Annotated in this window: 17 protein-coding genes and 1 pseudogene; 11 read left to right on the top strand and 7 right to left on the bottom strand. The window is 74.6% G+C overall.

Annotated elements, in window-relative coordinates:
- Positions 1–83: 83 nt before the first annotated feature.
- The 3 genes from LN037_RS00090 (at position 84) to LN037_RS00080 (ending at position 2,136) form a co-directional block, all read left to right on the top strand.
- Positions 84–773, top strand: a complete 690-nt coding sequence (locus LN037_RS00090) for a DUF4383 domain-containing protein (protein ID WP_230748655.1) — start codon at positions 84–86, stop codon at positions 771–773.
- A 123-nt stretch (positions 774–896) separates the two neighbouring features.
- Positions 897–1,691 carry an enoyl-CoA hydratase gene (locus LN037_RS00085; protein ID WP_230748654.1) on the top strand — a complete coding sequence of 265 codons (795 nt, stop codon included), beginning with the start codon at positions 897–899 and terminating at the stop codon, positions 1,689–1,691.
- Positions 1,692–1,734: 43 nt separating this feature from the next.
- Positions 1,735–2,136: a VOC family protein gene (locus LN037_RS00080; RefSeq protein ID WP_230748653.1), complete on the top strand. Its 402-nt coding sequence runs from the start codon at positions 1,735–1,737 to the stop codon at positions 2,134–2,136.
- Between the two features lie 69 nt (positions 2,137–2,205).
- Here the strand turns inward: LN037_RS00080 and LN037_RS00075 are convergent, their stop codons facing one another.
- Positions 2,206–2,892, bottom strand: coding sequence for a hypothetical protein (locus LN037_RS00075; protein WP_230748651.1), 687 nt, complete (start codon positions 2,890–2,892; stop codon positions 2,206–2,208).
- 168 nt (positions 2,893–3,060) lie between these two features.
- Between LN037_RS00075 and LN037_RS00070 the strand changes: the two genes are divergently transcribed.
- From LN037_RS00070 to LN037_RS00060, 3 genes are read left to right on the top strand one after another with little or no spacing between them, the layout of a single operon-like run.
- Entirely contained in the window at positions 3,061–4,248 is a 1,188-nt protein-coding gene (locus LN037_RS00070) for a sensor histidine kinase (protein ID WP_230748650.1), read from the top strand.
- On the top strand, positions 4,245–4,895 hold the full coding sequence (locus tag LN037_RS00065) for a response regulator (RefSeq protein WP_230748648.1): 651 nt from the start codon (positions 4,245–4,247) through the stop codon (positions 4,893–4,895). Before LN037_RS00070 ends, LN037_RS00065 begins: the two co-directional genes overlap by 4 nt.
- Positions 4,896–4,954: 59 nt before the next feature.
- Entirely contained in the window at positions 4,955–5,620 is a 666-nt protein-coding gene (locus LN037_RS00060; protein ID WP_230748646.1) for a winged helix-turn-helix transcriptional regulator, read from the top strand.
- Here the strand turns inward: LN037_RS00060 and LN037_RS00055 are convergent.
- Both LN037_RS00055 and LN037_RS00050 read right to left on the bottom strand, forming a co-directional pair.
- Positions 5,541–6,188: a hypothetical protein gene (locus LN037_RS00055; protein ID WP_230748645.1), complete on the bottom strand. Its 648-nt coding sequence runs from the start codon at positions 6,186–6,188 to the stop codon at positions 5,541–5,543. The genes LN037_RS00060 and LN037_RS00055 overlap by 80 nt on opposite strands.
- Complete coding sequence (locus LN037_RS00050; RefSeq protein ID WP_230748644.1) at positions 6,185–6,718, bottom strand: peptidase associated/transthyretin-like domain-containing protein; 534 nt, start codon at positions 6,716–6,718, stop codon at positions 6,185–6,187. The genes LN037_RS00055 and LN037_RS00050 overlap by 4 nt, the downstream gene beginning before the upstream one ends.
- Positions 6,719–6,751: 33 nt before the next feature.
- On the opposite strand from LN037_RS00050, the gene LN037_RS00045 reads away from it, so the two are divergent.
- The gene (locus LN037_RS00045; RefSeq protein WP_230748642.1) at positions 6,752–7,576 is read left to right on the top strand and encodes an enoyl-CoA hydratase/isomerase family protein; all 825 of its coding nucleotides are present in this window, start codon (positions 6,752–6,754) and stop codon (positions 7,574–7,576) included.
- Here the strand turns inward: LN037_RS00045 and LN037_RS00040 are convergent, their stop codons facing one another.
- Positions 7,577–8,413, bottom strand: a complete 837-nt coding sequence (locus LN037_RS00040) for a helix-turn-helix transcriptional regulator (RefSeq protein ID WP_230748641.1) — start codon at positions 8,411–8,413, stop codon at positions 7,577–7,579.
- Positions 8,414–8,501: 88 nt separating this feature from the next.
- Between LN037_RS00040 and LN037_RS00035 the strand changes: the two genes are divergently transcribed.
- On the top strand, positions 8,502–9,182 hold the full coding sequence (locus tag LN037_RS00035; RefSeq protein ID WP_230748639.1) for an SDR family NAD(P)-dependent oxidoreductase: 681 nt from the start codon (positions 8,502–8,504) through the stop codon (positions 9,180–9,182).
- On the opposite strand, the gene LN037_RS00030 is transcribed toward LN037_RS00035, so the two are convergent.
- Entirely contained in the window at positions 9,169–10,827 is a 1,659-nt protein-coding gene (locus LN037_RS00030) for a class I adenylate-forming enzyme family protein (protein ID WP_230748638.1), read from the bottom strand. The genes LN037_RS00035 and LN037_RS00030 overlap by 14 nt on opposite strands.
- Before the next feature lie 229 nt (positions 10,828–11,056).
- Here LN037_RS00030 and LN037_RS00025 point away from each other — a divergent pair, with 229 nt between their 5' ends.
- From LN037_RS00025 to LN037_RS00015, 3 genes are all read left to right on the top strand, one after another.
- Positions 11,057–11,320 carry a hypothetical protein gene (locus LN037_RS00025; protein WP_230748637.1) on the top strand — a complete coding sequence of 88 codons (264 nt, stop codon included), beginning with the start codon at positions 11,057–11,059 and terminating at the stop codon, positions 11,318–11,320.
- A 288-nt stretch (positions 11,321–11,608) separates the two neighbouring features.
- Positions 11,609–12,136: a L,D-transpeptidase gene (locus tag LN037_RS00020; RefSeq protein WP_230748636.1), complete on the top strand. Its 528-nt coding sequence runs from the start codon at positions 11,609–11,611 to the stop codon at positions 12,134–12,136.
- Between the two features lie 13 nt (positions 12,137–12,149).
- Positions 12,150–13,184, top strand: coding sequence for a PIN domain-containing protein (locus tag LN037_RS00015; RefSeq protein WP_230748635.1), 1,035 nt, complete (start codon positions 12,150–12,152; stop codon positions 13,182–13,184).
- Positions 13,185–13,253: 69 nt separating this feature from the next.
- Here the strand turns inward: LN037_RS00015 and LN037_RS00010 are convergent, their stop codons facing one another.
- Both LN037_RS00010 and LN037_RS00005 read right to left on the bottom strand, forming a co-directional pair.
- The gene (locus tag LN037_RS00010; protein WP_230748634.1) at positions 13,254–13,673 is read right to left on the bottom strand and encodes a GNAT family N-acetyltransferase; all 420 of its coding nucleotides are present in this window, start codon (positions 13,671–13,673) and stop codon (positions 13,254–13,256) included.
- A gap of 14 nt (positions 13,674–13,687) precedes the next feature.
- Positions 13,688–14,252, bottom strand: a pseudogene (locus tag LN037_RS00005) (hypothetical protein); the annotation flags it as partial.

Here is a 14,252-nt window from a genome sequence, read left to right as displayed (position 1 = left end):
TCCGGTCCGGGCGTGGTTGACATCACGCGGGGCGGTAACCCCCGGGTACTGGCCCGCCACGATCTCGGCTTCCGGGAGCCCCCATGAACACCCCCAGCCTCACCGCCGACCACAAGGTCGTCGTCGTCCACCGGGTCGGCGCCGTGATCGTCGCGCTCGTCATCGCCACCTTCGGGGTCCTCGGCTTCGTCGGCGGCCTCGGGTTCTTCGACACCAGCGGCACTCCGGTCCTCGGGCTGTCCTCCAACGGTCTGCTCTCGACGATCTCCATCGTCACGGCGCTCGTGCTGGTGGCGGCCGCGTTCCGCGGGGGACGGCTGTCCTCGACCGTGATGATCGTGGTGGGCACGCTGTTCCTCGTCTCCGCGTTCGCCAACCTCGCGGTGATGGCCACGCCGTACAACCTGCTGGCCTTCCGGCTGCCGAACGTCTTCTTCTCGATCGGCGCCGGTCTGGTCCTGCTCATCCTCGGCAGCTACGGCCGCGTCAGCGCGAAGCTCCCTGCCGACAACCCCTACCGTGCCTCCGGCGACGAGGACGGTGAGCGCTCGGCCGACCCCGAGGCCACGCTGCCCTCGCGCCCGCACACCCGGGCCGAGATGCGGGCCGACCGGGAGATGGCCGAGGCCTCGCGGGCCGCGGTGAGCGGGACCGCCAGCGCCGACCAGCGCCGGCGCCTCGCCGAGATCGACGCCCTGCGCACCCACGAGGACCGCCGCGAGCGCTGGATGGCCACCGAGGAGGGCCACGAGCGCGGGTCCGCCATGGCCTGAGACGCACCGCCCCGCCCGGACGGAGGGGGGCGCCCTCTCGGAACGGGCCGCGTCCGGGCCGCGGCCGGGCCCCGGCCCGCGCCGACCTGTCGTCGGGAACGCATGGCTGATAGACCATGAGCCATGGCCGCCCCGGTGACGCAGGAGCAGGACACCGTGCGCGTGGAGGTGGACGGGGCGACCGCGCGGGTCGTCCTCACCGCCGCCCGCCGCCGCAACCCCCTCTCGGTCGCGACGATGCGCGCCGTGACCGCGGGTCTGCGGGAGGTGTCGGCCACCGAGGGCGTGCGGGTCATCGTGATCGCCGCCGAGGGCCCCGCCTTCTCCGCCGGCCACGACCTCTCCGAGATGGTCGACCGCACGCTCGCCGAGGAGCGCGAGGTGTTCGCGGTGTGCACCGAGATGATGACGGCGGTGCACGACGTCCCCCAGCCGGTCATCGCCGCCGTCCAGGGCATGGCGGTCGCGGCCGGGTGCCAGCTCGTGGCCACCGCCGACCTCGCCGTGGCCGCCGACCACGCCGTGTTCGGGACGCCGGGCGTGAAGATCGGGTTGTTCTGCTCGACCCCGATGGTCGCGGTCAGCCGCGCGATCGGTCGCAAGCGCGCGATGCAGCTGCTGCTGACCGGGCAGACGATCGACGCCGCGACCGCCGTCGAGTGGGGCCTGGTCAACGAGGCCGTCCCGGCCGACGCGCTCGAGGCCCGGGTGGCCGAGCTCGCGGGGCAGGTCGCCGACGCCAGCGGCGTGACGCTGCGGATCGGCAAGGAGGCGTTCTACCGGCAGATCGACCTCTCCGAGGAGGAGGCGTACGCCGAGATGAGCGAGGTCATGGCCACCAACGCCATGACCTGTGATGCGCAGGAGGGCATGTCGGCCTTCCTGCAGAAGCGCCGGCCCGTCTGGCAGCACCGCTAGTCGGGTCCGTCGACGCACGATCGAGGCAAAGGAGCCTGCCCTCATGTCGTTCCCCGGTCTGCAGCACGTCGCCATCACGGTGTCGGACCTGCAGCGCTCGACCGACTGGTACTCGAAGCTCTTGGGCGCCGACCCCGTCCTGGACGAGGACGAGGAGGGCGGCGAGTTCCACCACACGGTCTTCGCCCTCGATGGCGGGATGCTGCTCGGTCTGCACACCCACCACGGCCGGGAGTCCAAGGACGCGTTCGACGAGCGCCGCACGGGCCTCGACCACATCGGCTTCGCACTGCCGGACTCGGCGTCACTGGAGCAGTGGGGGAAGAAGCTCGACGAGCTGGGCATCGCCCACGGCGGGATCAAGAAGGCCGGGTACGGCTCGGGCATCTCGTTCCGTGACCCCGACGGCATCGCGCTCGAGTTCTTCATCGCGCCGGGCACCTGAGACGCCGCGACCGGGCCGTCCGTCACGGGAGATCGTGACGAACGGCCCGTCCGTGCCTGCCGGGGGCGGTCAGCGCCGCCGCACCAGCCGCGCGCCGATCACCAGCAGCGGGACGAACGAGATCAGGGTCCCGAGCGCGACGCCGGGCGTCCCGAGCAGGCCGGGCAGCACCACCATCGCGGCGGTCCCGAGCACCGGCAGGGCGAGCAGCCACCAGCTCGTGGCGCGGGCGTGGGCGAGGGCGCCGGCCAGGAGCGCGACCCCGAGGAAGCCGACGAGCTTCCCCGACCACAGCCACGTCGTCATCCAGAGGTCGGACCCGGCCGCCTCGAAGATCGTGGCCGCCTGGTCCCGGGGCACCGAGCGCCCGATCGCCATCGCGTACCAGTCGCCCGCCAGCAGGCCCGAGAGTTGGATCGCGCAGAACGACGACAGGACGGCGACCGCGCCGACCACGCTCCGTCCCCGCCCGCCCCGCACCAGGGCCGGCACGGCGAGCACGCCGAGCGCGAAGAGCACCCAGGAGTAGTGCAGCAGTCCGGCGGACAGCGCCGTCAGCCACGGCGTGGCGGCCAGCGAGGCGACGTAGCCGGCGGTGGTGCCGTCCTCGCCGGGCGGGATGGTGAGCATGCCGCCCGTGAGCAGCAGCGGGGACGCGAGGAGCGCGATGCCCCCGGCACTGGTCAGGAGATTCCGGCGGATGGGGTCGGCCGGGGTGGCGGCGAGCGAGGTGGTGGGGGCGTCCAGCGTGGTCATGGCTTCTCCTCGTGACGATCGCTGCGCTGTTCGAGCGATGGGAGAACCGTAGGTCGCGGCGTAATGTCACGGATCGTGTTCGCGGACCGAACGTGTCGCCTCGAAGGCCACCCCGGGTCCTCCCGGAGGAGGACCCCGGCGGGCCCGGCACGGCCTAGCCTGCGCCGCATGCACCCGGTGTGGCTCCGGCTCGGTGCCGGCGTCCTCGCCGGGGCCGCGGTCGCGCTCGGGTCGGCGGCGGAGGCCACCGTCTACCGGGACACCGACGCGGCCCTGTACCTCGTCCCGACCCTGGCCCTCGCCCTCGGCGCCCTGCTCGCGCCGCTGCTGCCCTGGGCGGGCCTGGTGGCCGCGGCCGCGACGTTCCCGCTCCAGGCGCTCGCCGCGCCGGCGAGCCCGGGCGTGGGCGGGATCGCGCTGATCACGATGCTGGTCCTCGTCGCCTCCGGCGCCCGCCGGCTACCCCTGCGCGCGAGTGCCCCCGGGGCCGCGCTGGTCGCGGTCGGTGGGGCGGCCGGGTCGATGCTGCACGGCGCACCCTGGTTCGAGCTCGTCTTCTTCGGCGCCACGATGGGCGGCGCATGGACGCTGGGCTGGCTGCTGCGCCGCGAGCGCACCCGCAGCAGCGAGCTCGCCCGCCTCGCCGACGAGCTCGCCGACGAGCGCGAGCGGACCACCCGGCTGGCTCTCGTCGAGGAGCGGGCCCGGATCTCGCGCGAGCTGCACGACGCGGTGGCGCACTCGGTGTCGGTGATGACGCTGCAGGCCGGCGTCGTCCGGCGGCGCCTCGAGCGCCGCGACGACGCGGACGCGGAGGTCGCGGCGCTGCGCTCGGTCGAGGACCTCGGGCGGCGCTCCGTCGACGAGCTGCGCCGCGTGGTGGGGGTGCTGCGCTCGGCCGACGACGCCGGCGCCGACGATCCCGACGACGGGCCGCTGACGCCCGCCCCGTCGCTGCACCAGCTCGACGACCTGGTCGGACGGCTCGCGGGTGCCGGGCTCGCGGTCACCGTCGCGGTGCACGGCGAGCCGGGCCGGCTGGCCCCCGCCACCGACACCTCCGCCCACCGGATCGTCGCCGAGGCGCTCACCAACGTGCTCCGCCACGCGGGCACCGACCGCGCCGAGGTGGTCGTGCGCTGGGAGGGCCCGCGGGTGAGCGTCGAGGTCCTCGACGAGGGCGCCGGGCCGCCGGGGCCGGGCGGCGGCGACCCCGGACACGGGCTGCTCAACCTGCGCGAACGGGCCCTGCTCGCCGGCGGCACGCTGGAGGCCGGTCCCCGTCCCGACGGCGGGTTCCGGGTCCGGGTGGTCCTCCCGGTCCTGGCGGCGCCGGAACCGGCGGTGGTGCGGTGACGACCGGGGTGGTGGTCGCCGACGACGAGGCGCTCGTGCGGATGGGCCTGCGGATGCTGCTCGACGGCGAGGACGACCTCGCCGTGCTCGCGGAGGCCGCCGACGGCCGGGCGGCGGTGGAGGCCGCGCGCCGGACCGGGGCCGACGTCGTCGTGATGGACGTCCGGATGCCGGGGCTCGACGGGATCGCGGCCACCCGGGCCCTCGCCGCGGCCGGCAGCCGGGCGCGGGTCCTCGTGCTCACGACCTTCGACGACCACGCCACCGTCGACGCCGCGCTGCGGGCCGGGGTGGCCGGGTTCCTGCTCAAGACGGCCCCGCCCGAGGAGCTGCTCGAGGCGGTGCGCCGGGTCGCGGCGGGACGGGGTGCGCTCGACCCCGACGTGGTCCCGGGCGTCGTCGCGGCCTACGGTCGCACCGCCGCCGCGCCGACCCGCCCGGCGGTGCTCGACGCGCTGACGCCGCGGGAGTCCGAGGTGCTCGCCCTCGTGGCCCGCGGGCTCGCCAACGCCGAGGTCGCGGCGCGGCTGCACCTGGGGGAGACGACGGTGAAGACGCACCTCGGGCGGATCCTCGACAAGCTCGGGATGCCCGACCGGCCGCGGCTGATCGCCTGGGCGTGGGAGCACGGCGTCGTCACGTCCTGATGTGGCGACTCACAGTCCTAGAAAGTGACTGTCGGATGGTTGCGCGGTACGGTCCGGTCATGGCTCCACGGCGCGACTACTTCGACGGCTGCGCGGCCGCCCACGCCCTCGACCTCGTCGGGGAACGCTGGGCCCTGCTCGTCGTCCGGGAACTGATGCTCGGACCCAAGCGCTTCACCGACCTGCGCACCGGCCTGCCGCACGCGAGCCCGAACGTCCTGTCGCAGCGCCTGCGGGAGCTGGAGGACGCCGGGGTGCTGCGTCGGCGGCGGCTGCCCCCGCCCGCGGCGTCGGCCGTCTACGAGCTCACCGACTGGGGCTACGAGCTCGAGCCGGTGCTGCAGACCCTCGGACGGTGGGCGGCCCGCTCGCTGCCGCAGGCCGAGTCCATCGGGGTCGACTCGCTCGTCATGTCGATGCGCACGATGTTCGCTCCGGAGCGGGCCGCGGGCGTCGAGGAGACCGTGCAGTTCGTCTTCGCCGACCAGCCCTTCGTGGCGACCCTGCACGACGGGGACTTCACGATCGTCCGCGGGGACGCCCCGGCGCCGGCCGCCACCGTCTCGGGTGCGCCGGAGGCCTGGGCGGCGGTGCTCTACATGGGGCACCCGCTCGCGTCCGCGGTGTCCGACGGGATGCTCACGGTCAGCGGCGACCGGGCGGCGGTGGAGCGGCTGCTGGACCTGTTCCCGATGCCCGAGCCGCTGGTGCCGGCCGCCGGCTGAGGCGTCGGCCGGGTCGCCGCCCGAGCACCGCGACCACACCGCCCGCCACCGACAGCACGCCGGAGGCCAGGAGGACGACCGTTCCCCACGCCTCCAGCGCGCCGTCGGTGAGCACGGCGTGCCCCACGCCGAGCACCGTCGCGAGCAGGGCGAACCCGCCGTGCAGGAGCCGGAAGGTCGGCCCCGACCAGCCCAGTCGGCGACGCAGCACACCGAGGCACGCGACCACCACGAGCAGCACCAGCGAGATCAGCGCCATCCGGGCCCGCGTCGGGCCGTCCGGCGACATCGCGAACAGGGCGTCGTCGGGCGAGAGCACGAGCAGCGCCGCGACGTGCACCACGACGAGGACCAGCACGGCCGATCCCACCGCGACGTGCGCCCCGACCCGCCCGCGCGCCAGCCACGGCTGGGCCGCGAGGCCCGCGACCGCGAGGGTCGCGGTCAGCGTCGAGACCACCAGCACCGGCTCGGCCCCGGCCAGGTGCGGCGAGGTCGACGCGACCACGAGGCCCGCCAGGCCGAGCACACCCGCCGTCAGGACGGCCGCGCCCCGGACGCCGTTCACGGCGACAGCACCAGGTCGACCTGCGCGCCCGTGTCGCCGTCGCGGGTGACGTTGCGCAGGAACACCCGGCGCCACGGGCCGGGGTCGTCGTAGCCGACGTGCACGTTGGGTTCGCCGAACTGTGCGACGAGCGGGTCGGTGTCGACCCGGTAGCGCCCCTGGTCGTCGGTGCGTACGGAGGTGCGGTTGCGCTGCTCGCTCGCCGTCGCCGTCTGCGCCCAGACCTGCACGCGGACGCCGGGCAGCGGGCGGCAGGCCTCGTCGCGCACGGTCCCCGCGACGGTGAACCCGGCGCCGAGCGGGTTCGTGTACGGGGCCCTCGGGACGTAGTTGTTCGTGCCGCCCGGGTTGGTGATCGTCGGGGCGCAGCGGCCCGACGCGAGCTCGGCGACCGACGGGCCCTCCGGGCCGGACCCGCGGACCCCGACGTCGCGCGCGCCGGTGCCGTGCAGCGAGCTGGTCGCGAGGAGGACGCCGACCGTCCAGAGCACGGCGACGAAGACCGTGATCGCGACGGGATGGGGCCTCACGGAACCACTGAATCACGTGCCACGATCATCGACATGAGCAGCGTCGAGAACCCGCCCGTGCTCGTCGAGACCGACGACCGGGAGGCGGTGACCACCGTCCGCCTCAACCGGCCGGACAACCGCAACGCGCTGACGGTCGAGCTGAAGGTCGCGCTGCGGGACGCGCTGGAGGCGGTGGCCGACGACCCGTCGGTACGCGCGGTCGTGCTCGCCTCCACCGGCAAGGCGTTCTGCGTCGGGCAGGACCTGCGCGAGCACGCCGAGGCCCTGCGGGCGGGGGAGGACGGCGGGATCGGCGCGGACGCGCTCTCGACCGTCCCGGAGCACTACAACCGGATCGCGATGGCCCTGGGCAGCATGCGCAAGCCGGTCGTCTGCGCGATCAACGGCACCGCCGTCGGTGCAGGGCTCGGGTTCGCCCTCGCCTGCGACCTGCGGGTGGCGACGGCGGGCACGAAGTTCGCGACCGCGTTCGCGGGGATCGGCTTCGGTGGGGACTCCGGGCTCTCCGGCACCCTCGCGCACTGCGTCGGCTCCTCGCGGGCGACCGAACTGCTCATGCTCGGCGACACCTTCACCGCCGAGCAGGCGCGGGACTGGGGGATCGTCCGGGAGGTCGCGGACACGCCCGAGGCCACCGACGAGGCCGCCCTCGCCCTCGCGCGGCGGCTCGCCGCGGGGCCCACGCTGGCGTTCGCCGAGATCAAGGCGGCCGTCGCGATGGGCACGGTGTCGTCGCTGCGCGACGTCCTGGAGCACGAGGCCGCGGCCCAGGCCCGGCTGGGGGCCACCGAGGACCACCGCAACGCGGTCGACGCCTTCGTCGCGAAGGAGAAGCCGGTCTTCCGGGGCGCCTGATCAGACGCTCTGCAGGCCGACCACCCGCAGCAGGTCGAGCTTCTCGGCGTCCTCGGTCCCCGGGGCCGCCGAGTAGACGATCAGGCGCTGGTCGTCCTGGGGGACCTCGAGCACGTCGCAGTCCAGGACGATCGGCCCGATCCCCGGGACGTCGTAGCGCTTGCGGTCGACGCGGGCGTGCTCGACGGGCCGCGCGTCCCAGAGCTCGGCGAACCGCGGGTGGGTGCGGTACAGCTCGTCGACGAGCCCGCGCAGCCGGTGGTCGTGCGGGTAGCGGGCGAGGGCGGCCCGGGCCCGCGCCACGGTCGAGCGCTCCAGCCGGGAGGCGTCGCCCTGCTCGTCGGTGGCGAGCCGGATGTGTCCCGCGAACTGCAGCCACAACAGGTTGCGCCGCTCCCGCGGCACCGCGGACACGTCGCCCCACAGGGCCGCGAGCAGCGCGTTCCACGCCAGGACGTCCTCGCCGGCGCCGATGAGCATGGCCGGCAGGTCGTGCATCCGGTCGAGCAGACGCAGGACCGAGGGCCGGACGGTGTCGCGCACGCGGTCCGGCCCGGGCACCGCGACGCCGGCCAGCGTGAACAGGTGGGTGGTCTCGGCCGGCGCGAGCCGCAGGGCACGGGCGAGCGCCCCGAGCACGGACTCCGACGGGTGCGGCCCGCGCGCCTGCTCGAGCCGGACCACGTAGTCCACCGACACCCCGGCGAGCTGCGCCACCTCCTCGCGGCGCAGGCCCGGGGTGCGGCGTCGGGGCCCAGCGGGCACGCCGACCTCGGCGGGGGAGAGGCGCTCACGCCACTGGCGCAGCGCCGCGGCGAGTTCTCCGGCGTCGTTCACGGGCCCCAGCCTGCCGTCCCGGGGCCGCCGGTGCCTGGGACCGGCGATCCCTGGCTGCGCACCGACCACCCGGCGCACGGTGATCGACATGACCACAGCATTCATCACCGGCGCCTCCCGCGGGATCGGTGCCCACGCCGCCCGCCGTCTCGCCGCGCAGGGCGTCACCGTCCTCGCCGGCTGCCGCACCCCTGCGGCCGCGGACGTCTCCGAGGAGAACGTCCACCCGATCGCCCTCGACGTCACCGACGACGCATCCGTCGCCGCCGCGGTGAAGGAGGTCGAGGCGTCGTTCGGCGCGCTCGACGTCCTCGTGAACAACGCCGGGGTCGCCGGCACCCGGGCGAGGCCCGCCGACACCGGGCCGGACGAGGTGCGCGAGGTCCTCGAGACCAACGTCGTCGGCCCGGTCCGCGTCACCCACGCCTTCCTCCCGCTGCTGCGCGCCTCGGCCACACCGCGCCTGGTGCTCGTGTCCTCGCAGCTCGGCTCGCTGCAGCTCATGGACGCGGGCCGGTGGGAGAACTGGCCCCACCTCGCCTACCCGTCGTCGAAGGCGGCCCTGAACATGGCCGGGCTGATGTACGCGCGGACGCTGCCGGACGTGCTCGTCACGATCGTCAACCCGGGCTTCACCGCGACCGAGTTCAACGACTACCGCGGCCACCAGACCCTGGACGAGGGCACCGACGCCCTCGTCGCCGCGGTGCTCGACACCGAGGGCCCGTCCGGTCGCTCGCTCTCCCGCGAGGGCCTCACGCCCTGGTGACCGTCTCCCGCAGCTCACGCTTGAGGACCTTCCCGACGGCGTTGCGCGGCAGCGGGTCCGTCGTCGTCCGGATGGCCGTCGGGGCGGCGAAGGCCGCGATCCGTGTCGCCACCCGCTCGCGCAGCGCGGCCTCGTCGGGCACGTGGCCCGGGGCATGCACGACGACCGCGGCCACCTCCTCGCCGTACGTCGGGTGCGGGATCCCGACGACCGCGGCGTCCAGCACGCCGTCGACCTCGAGCAGCTCGGCCTCGACCGCGGCGCAGTAGACGTTCTCCCCGCCGCGGATCACCACGTCCTTGAGCCGGTCGACCACGCGGATCACGCCGTCGTCGACCCGCCCCAGGTCGCCGGTGCGGAACCAGCCGTCGACGAACGCGGCCGCCGTGGCCTCGGGGGCGTTCCAGTAGCCGCGGACCACGTTCGGCCCGCGGAACCACAGCTCGCCGATCTCGCCCTCGCCGAGGTCCGTTCCCGACGACGGGTCCACCACCCGGACGTCCGCGCTCGGCACCGGGCGGCCGACCGCGTCGGGCGCGGCGACGTACTCGTCGCCGGAGTTGAACGCGATCCCGGCGGTCGTCTCGGTCAGCCCGTACCCGTTGCCGGGTGTGGCCACGGGGGCCGCGCGACGCACGAGCTCGGGCGGGATCGGGGCGCCGCCCATGCCGATGTTCGCGAGGGTGGCGAGGTCGCCACGCCGGCCCGTGGTCTCCGCGACGCGGAGCAGGTCGCCGGCGATTGTCGGGACCCCGGCGATGCCGGTGAGGCCCTCCGCCGCGATGAGGTCCAGGGCCTCGGCGGCGTCCCAGCGGTACTGGGTGGCGAGGACCGATCCGGCGAGGGTCATGTTCACCATCGCGCAGAGTCCGGCGACGTGGAACATCGGGAAGGCGAGGAGCATCCCCGGCCGCTCGGGCGGAGCCGCGCCGGTCACCCGTGCGCCGGCGGCGGCGAGCAGCCCGCGGTTGGCCACGTCGGTGAGCAGGTTCCGGTGGGTGCCCACCGCGCCCTTCGGGCGGCCCGTCGTGCCGGAGGTGTAGAGGATGAAGGCGTCGTCGTCGGGCGCCGGGCGGTGCTCGGGCAGGGGCACGAGGGCGGGCTCGCCGAGGAACGCGTCGAAGGTCGTGTCCCCGGTGCCGCGGACGGTGACCACCGGGACGTCGTCGGGAGTGACCTCCCGGAGCACGGCACTGCGCTCGCCGTCGGCGACGACGAGCCGCGGCGTCGCGTCGGCGACCGCGTGCGCCAGCTCGGCGGCCTGCCACCAGGCGTTGAGCGGGACCACCACCAGCCCCGACACCCACGCGGCCCAGCACACGGTGGGCCACTCCGGGTAGTTGCGCAGGCAGACGGCCACCCGGTCGCCCGGCTGCAGACCCGCGTCAGTGAGACGGCGCGCCAGGGTGGCGACGCGGGCGCGGTGCTCGCCGAAGGTCACCCGCTCCCCGGCGTAGAGGGTGAAGAGCCGGTCGTCGGCGACGGCGAGGGCCTCGTGCGCCTCGCGCAGCGTCTGCGGGCCGGTCACGTGCACCCGGAGCGGGACCCCGCGGACCTCCGTCGCGGCGAGCTCGAACGGCCCGCCCGGACCGGTGAGCTCGGCGATCACGTCGACCCGCGACGGTGCGGCCTCGTCGATGGACACGCCCGGCAGTCTGCTCCCGATCGGGCGACGCCGCGGCCCGGTGGGCGCAGCGTCCCGCGCTGTCGTGTTCGCGTGGATGTCCGGCTCCGCGTGGATCGACGGCTTCGCGTGGATGTGCCCGCGGAGGAGTGACAGGGACCACGAACGGGTACCGGGTGTGTCTACGCCCGGGGACACCGTTCCGGGGCCCCGCCCGGCGTCCCCGCCGCCGGACGGCGAGGAGGCTGCCATGACCCTCGAGGCGACCCCCACGGTCGACCCGGTCCGCGTCGGCCGCCGCCCCGGGCTCCCGGTGGACGCGCGCGGGACGCTCCCCGACGCCGCGACGCTGAGCTGCCGCCTGCACGGCGCGCTCGACCGGGCCGCGGCCGCCGGGCTGGACCTCGAGCTGCACGTGGACGCCGAGCCGCTGCCGGCGCCGCAGGCCCGCGTGGTCGACTGCGCCCGCGAGAGCGCGGCCAGCCGGAGTGTGGAACTCCGTCTCGTGAGCTGAGGGCTCGATCACACCCACACGGCGGTAACCGGCCGAGGATTCATCGAGGGCTCTCAGGAAACGTCGGCGTGTCGTTCCGCCGTGGCCTCCCCGTCCGGTTCGGGTGCTCGGCCCGGCTCGTCCGGTTCGTGTCGGGCTGCCCGCGAATGCCCAGCTCAGGACCATGATCCCCGCCGCGCGGTGTGGATCTCGGGGTGCAGACTCCTCGTCGCTCGCCCGCACCGGACCCGCCCGGCGGGCGTTGGACGGGGCGAGCACTCCGCATCACCGACCGCGAAGGAACACACCATGGGTCGTCACCACCGGGACGCGTCCTCACCCTCGGGTGGCGCCGGATCGCGACTGCGGGTGGGCGTCGGGTCGATCGGCGCGGTCGGCGCGAGCCTGCTGGCGATGGGTGCCCCGGCGATCGCGGCGCCCGCCGCCACGCCGGCCCCGGCGCCCGCGACGGCGCACGGCAGCCAGACGCCGTGCAAGCCCGAGGCGAAGGCGTGCGTCGACATCTCGGCGAAGAAGGCGTGGCTCACCGACGGGCACGGCAAGGTCGTCTACGGGCCGGTGCCGATCACCACGGGCGCCAAGGGCTACGAGACGCCGACCGGCACCTTCTCGGTGATGTGGAAGGACAAGGACCACAAGTCCGACGAGTACGACCACGCGCCGATGAACAACTCGGTGTTCTTCGCGCCGGGCGACGCCTTCCACGAGGGCAGCCTGCAGCGCGACTCGGCGGGTTGCGTGCACCTCTCGCACGACGCGTCGGAGAAGTTCTTCGACTACCTGAACGTCTACGACCAGGTGCAGATCGTTCCCTGACAGGGTGTGCGGCATGGCCGCCACCCCGGACGAGCGCGACGAGCGCATCGCCCTGCTCCTGGACTACGAGAACCTCGCGATCGGGGCCCGGGAGGGGCTGGGGGTCTCGCCGTTCGACCTCGGTCCGGTCGCCGATGCCCTCGCCGTGCGTGGCCGTGTGGTCGCGCGGCGGGCGTACGCGGACTGGTCCTCCTTCGACGACGACCGCCGCCTGCTGGCCCGGGCGCAGGTCGAGCTCATCGACATCCCGCAGCGGCTCGGCGGATCCCGCAAGAACTCCGCCGACATCAAGATGGCCGTCGACGCGATCGAGATCGCCTACGAGCGCTCGTGGGTGACCACCTTCGCCATCGGCACCGGCGACTCCGACTTCACTCCGCTCGTGCACAAGCTGCGCGAGCTCGACAAGCGGGTGATCGGCATCGGCGTCGCGTCCTCCACCTCCCGGCTGCTCCCGCCCGCCTGCGACGAGTTCCTCTACTACGACCGCCTCGTCGACACCACCCCGCCGCCCGAGCCGGCCACACCTGCCGTCGGGACGGAGGAGCCGGAGGAGCCCGCGGGCGACGAGGCGGTGGAGCGGTTGGTGACGCGCACGCTCTCCGGGCTCGCGCGCCGCGGCGACGGGCCGGTCCTCGCGTCGCGGCTCAAGCGGGCGATGCTGCGCCAGGACCCGACGTTCGACGAGGCCGAGCACGGGTTCCGCGGGTTCGGCGAGCTGCTTCGCCACCTGCAGGAGCGGCGGATCGTGGCGCTGGGGGAGGGGTCGGCGCACGGCGACCCCGAGGTGAGCTTCCCGGTCGACGAGCCCGCCGAGGACGACGCGTTCCGTCTGCTGGCCCAGGTGGTCGGGGACCTGGCCGGTCGGGACGGCACGGTGCCGCTGTCCGGGCTGAAGGACCAGGTGCGCAAGCGCCGCGCGGACTTCAGCGAGAAGACCTACGGCTTCACCTCGTTCCTGTCGTTCGCGAAGGCCGCCCGGGCGCGGGGCGTGGTGGGCATGGACTGGGACGAGCGGGCCGGGGACTGGCGGCTGCGTCCGGCCTGATCGTCGCTCCGTGACGTTGGGTGCAGCGCCCTACGGGTGCAGGTCCTGGTGATCAGGCGCTCGTCGGCCTCACCCGGTGGGCCGCACCCAGCGGCGCCACCGTTCCTGCGGGCCGAAGCCGGCCCGCGCCCAGAGCGCCTGCCCGTCGACGTTGCCTTCGAGGACCATGGCGTCGAGTCGCCGGGCGCCCAACCCGACCAGGCGTTCCTCGGCAGCCCGCAGGAGTGCGGAGGCGATCCCGCGGCGACGGTGCCCGGGGTGGACGGCGAGCCGGTAGAGGTGGGCCCGCCATCCGCCCCACCCGGCGACGACCGTGCCGACCAGCTCGCCGTCCTCCTCCGCGAGCAGGAGGGCCTGCGGGTCGCGGGTGAGCAGGGCGAGCACGACGTCGCGGTCGTCGGCTGGGCGGTCGTCGTTCTCGCCGGCGACGGACCACAGTTCCAGGACCTGCTCGACGTCGTCCGTCCCGGCCGCGCGGACGTGGATCATGGCGGCGATCCTGCCTAGAACGGCGGGTCGTCGTCGAAGGGGTCGGGGGGCTGTTTCTGTCTTTCGCGTCGGCGCCGGTCGATGTCGTGCAGGGTCTGTCGTTGGGCGTCGGTGGTGTGGCCGTGCTTGTTCGTTCTCGGTTTCCACGGCCTCGGAGGTCGGGGTTCGCCGCGGGTGTCGGTGATGCCGTGGTCGAACCGCTCTCGCGGTACTGGTCGTAGTGGTCGGTAGGGGTCGGGTTCGACGATGTGGTGGGTGCCGGTGGGGGCGGTCCACAGGAAGGTGCCGGGGCGGGTCTGGCGGACGGTCCAGCCCGAGGTGGGCTCGTGTTTGCGCAGGTGGTCGCCGATCGAGAGGGCGCCGAGGTTGTCGGCCTGGGTCGGCCCGGCCTCGAGCAGCCGTTCGCCGTAGCGGATCGCGGTGTACTGCGACCCGGCATCAGAGTGGTGGATGGGCGTGTCACGGCAACCGTGTAAGCAGCGGACGGACCAAGATCGACTTCCGTGCCGGGCATGGTGGTCGGGAAGGACGTCCCAGTGAACGACGAAGATCTTCAGTCGGTCGCCAACGACGCCGCGG

This window comes from Actinomycetospora soli (genome assembly GCF_021026295.1).
GTDB lineage: Bacteria > Actinomycetota > Actinomycetes > Mycobacteriales > Pseudonocardiaceae > Actinomycetospora > Actinomycetospora soli.
The sequence above is the reverse complement of the archived record's forward strand: the minus strand, read 5'-3'. Positions and strand labels throughout refer to the sequence as shown.

Excerpts from the sequence above, each read along its gene's own strand:
- LN037_RS00045 (WP_230748642.1), top strand. The coding sequence starts at position 6,752 with ATGAGCAGCGTCGAGAACCCGCCCGTGCTCGTCGAGACCGACGACCGG.
- LN037_RS00035 (WP_230748639.1), top strand. The coding sequence starts at position 8,502 with ATGACCACAGCATTCATCACCGGCGCCTCCCGCGGGATCGGTGCCCAC.
- LN037_RS00020 (WP_230748636.1), top strand. The coding sequence starts at position 11,609 with ATGGGTCGTCACCACCGGGACGCGTCCTCACCCTCGGGTGGCGCCGGA.
- LN037_RS00090 (WP_230748655.1), top strand. The coding sequence starts at position 84 with ATGAACACCCCCAGCCTCACCGCCGACCACAAGGTCGTCGTCGTCCAC.
- LN037_RS00070 (WP_230748650.1), top strand. The coding sequence starts at position 3,061 with ATGCACCCGGTGTGGCTCCGGCTCGGTGCCGGCGTCCTCGCCGGGGCC.
- LN037_RS00010 (WP_230748634.1), bottom strand. The coding sequence starts at position 13,673 with ATGATCCACGTCCGCGCGGCCGGGACGGACGACGTCGAGCAGGTCCTG.
- LN037_RS00075 (WP_230748651.1), bottom strand. The coding sequence starts at position 2,892 with ATGACCACGCTGGACGCCCCCACCACCTCGCTCGCCGCCACCCCGGCC.
- LN037_RS00085 (WP_230748654.1), top strand. The coding sequence starts at position 897 with ATGGCCGCCCCGGTGACGCAGGAGCAGGACACCGTGCGCGTGGAGGTG.
- LN037_RS00015 (WP_230748635.1), top strand. The coding sequence starts at position 12,150 with ATGGCCGCCACCCCGGACGAGCGCGACGAGCGCATCGCCCTGCTCCTG.
- LN037_RS00080 (WP_230748653.1), top strand. The coding sequence starts at position 1,735 with ATGTCGTTCCCCGGTCTGCAGCACGTCGCCATCACGGTGTCGGACCTG.
- LN037_RS00025 (WP_230748637.1), top strand. The coding sequence starts at position 11,057 with ATGACCCTCGAGGCGACCCCCACGGTCGACCCGGTCCGCGTCGGCCGC.
- LN037_RS00060 (WP_230748646.1), top strand. The coding sequence starts at position 4,955 with ATGGCTCCACGGCGCGACTACTTCGACGGCTGCGCGGCCGCCCACGCC.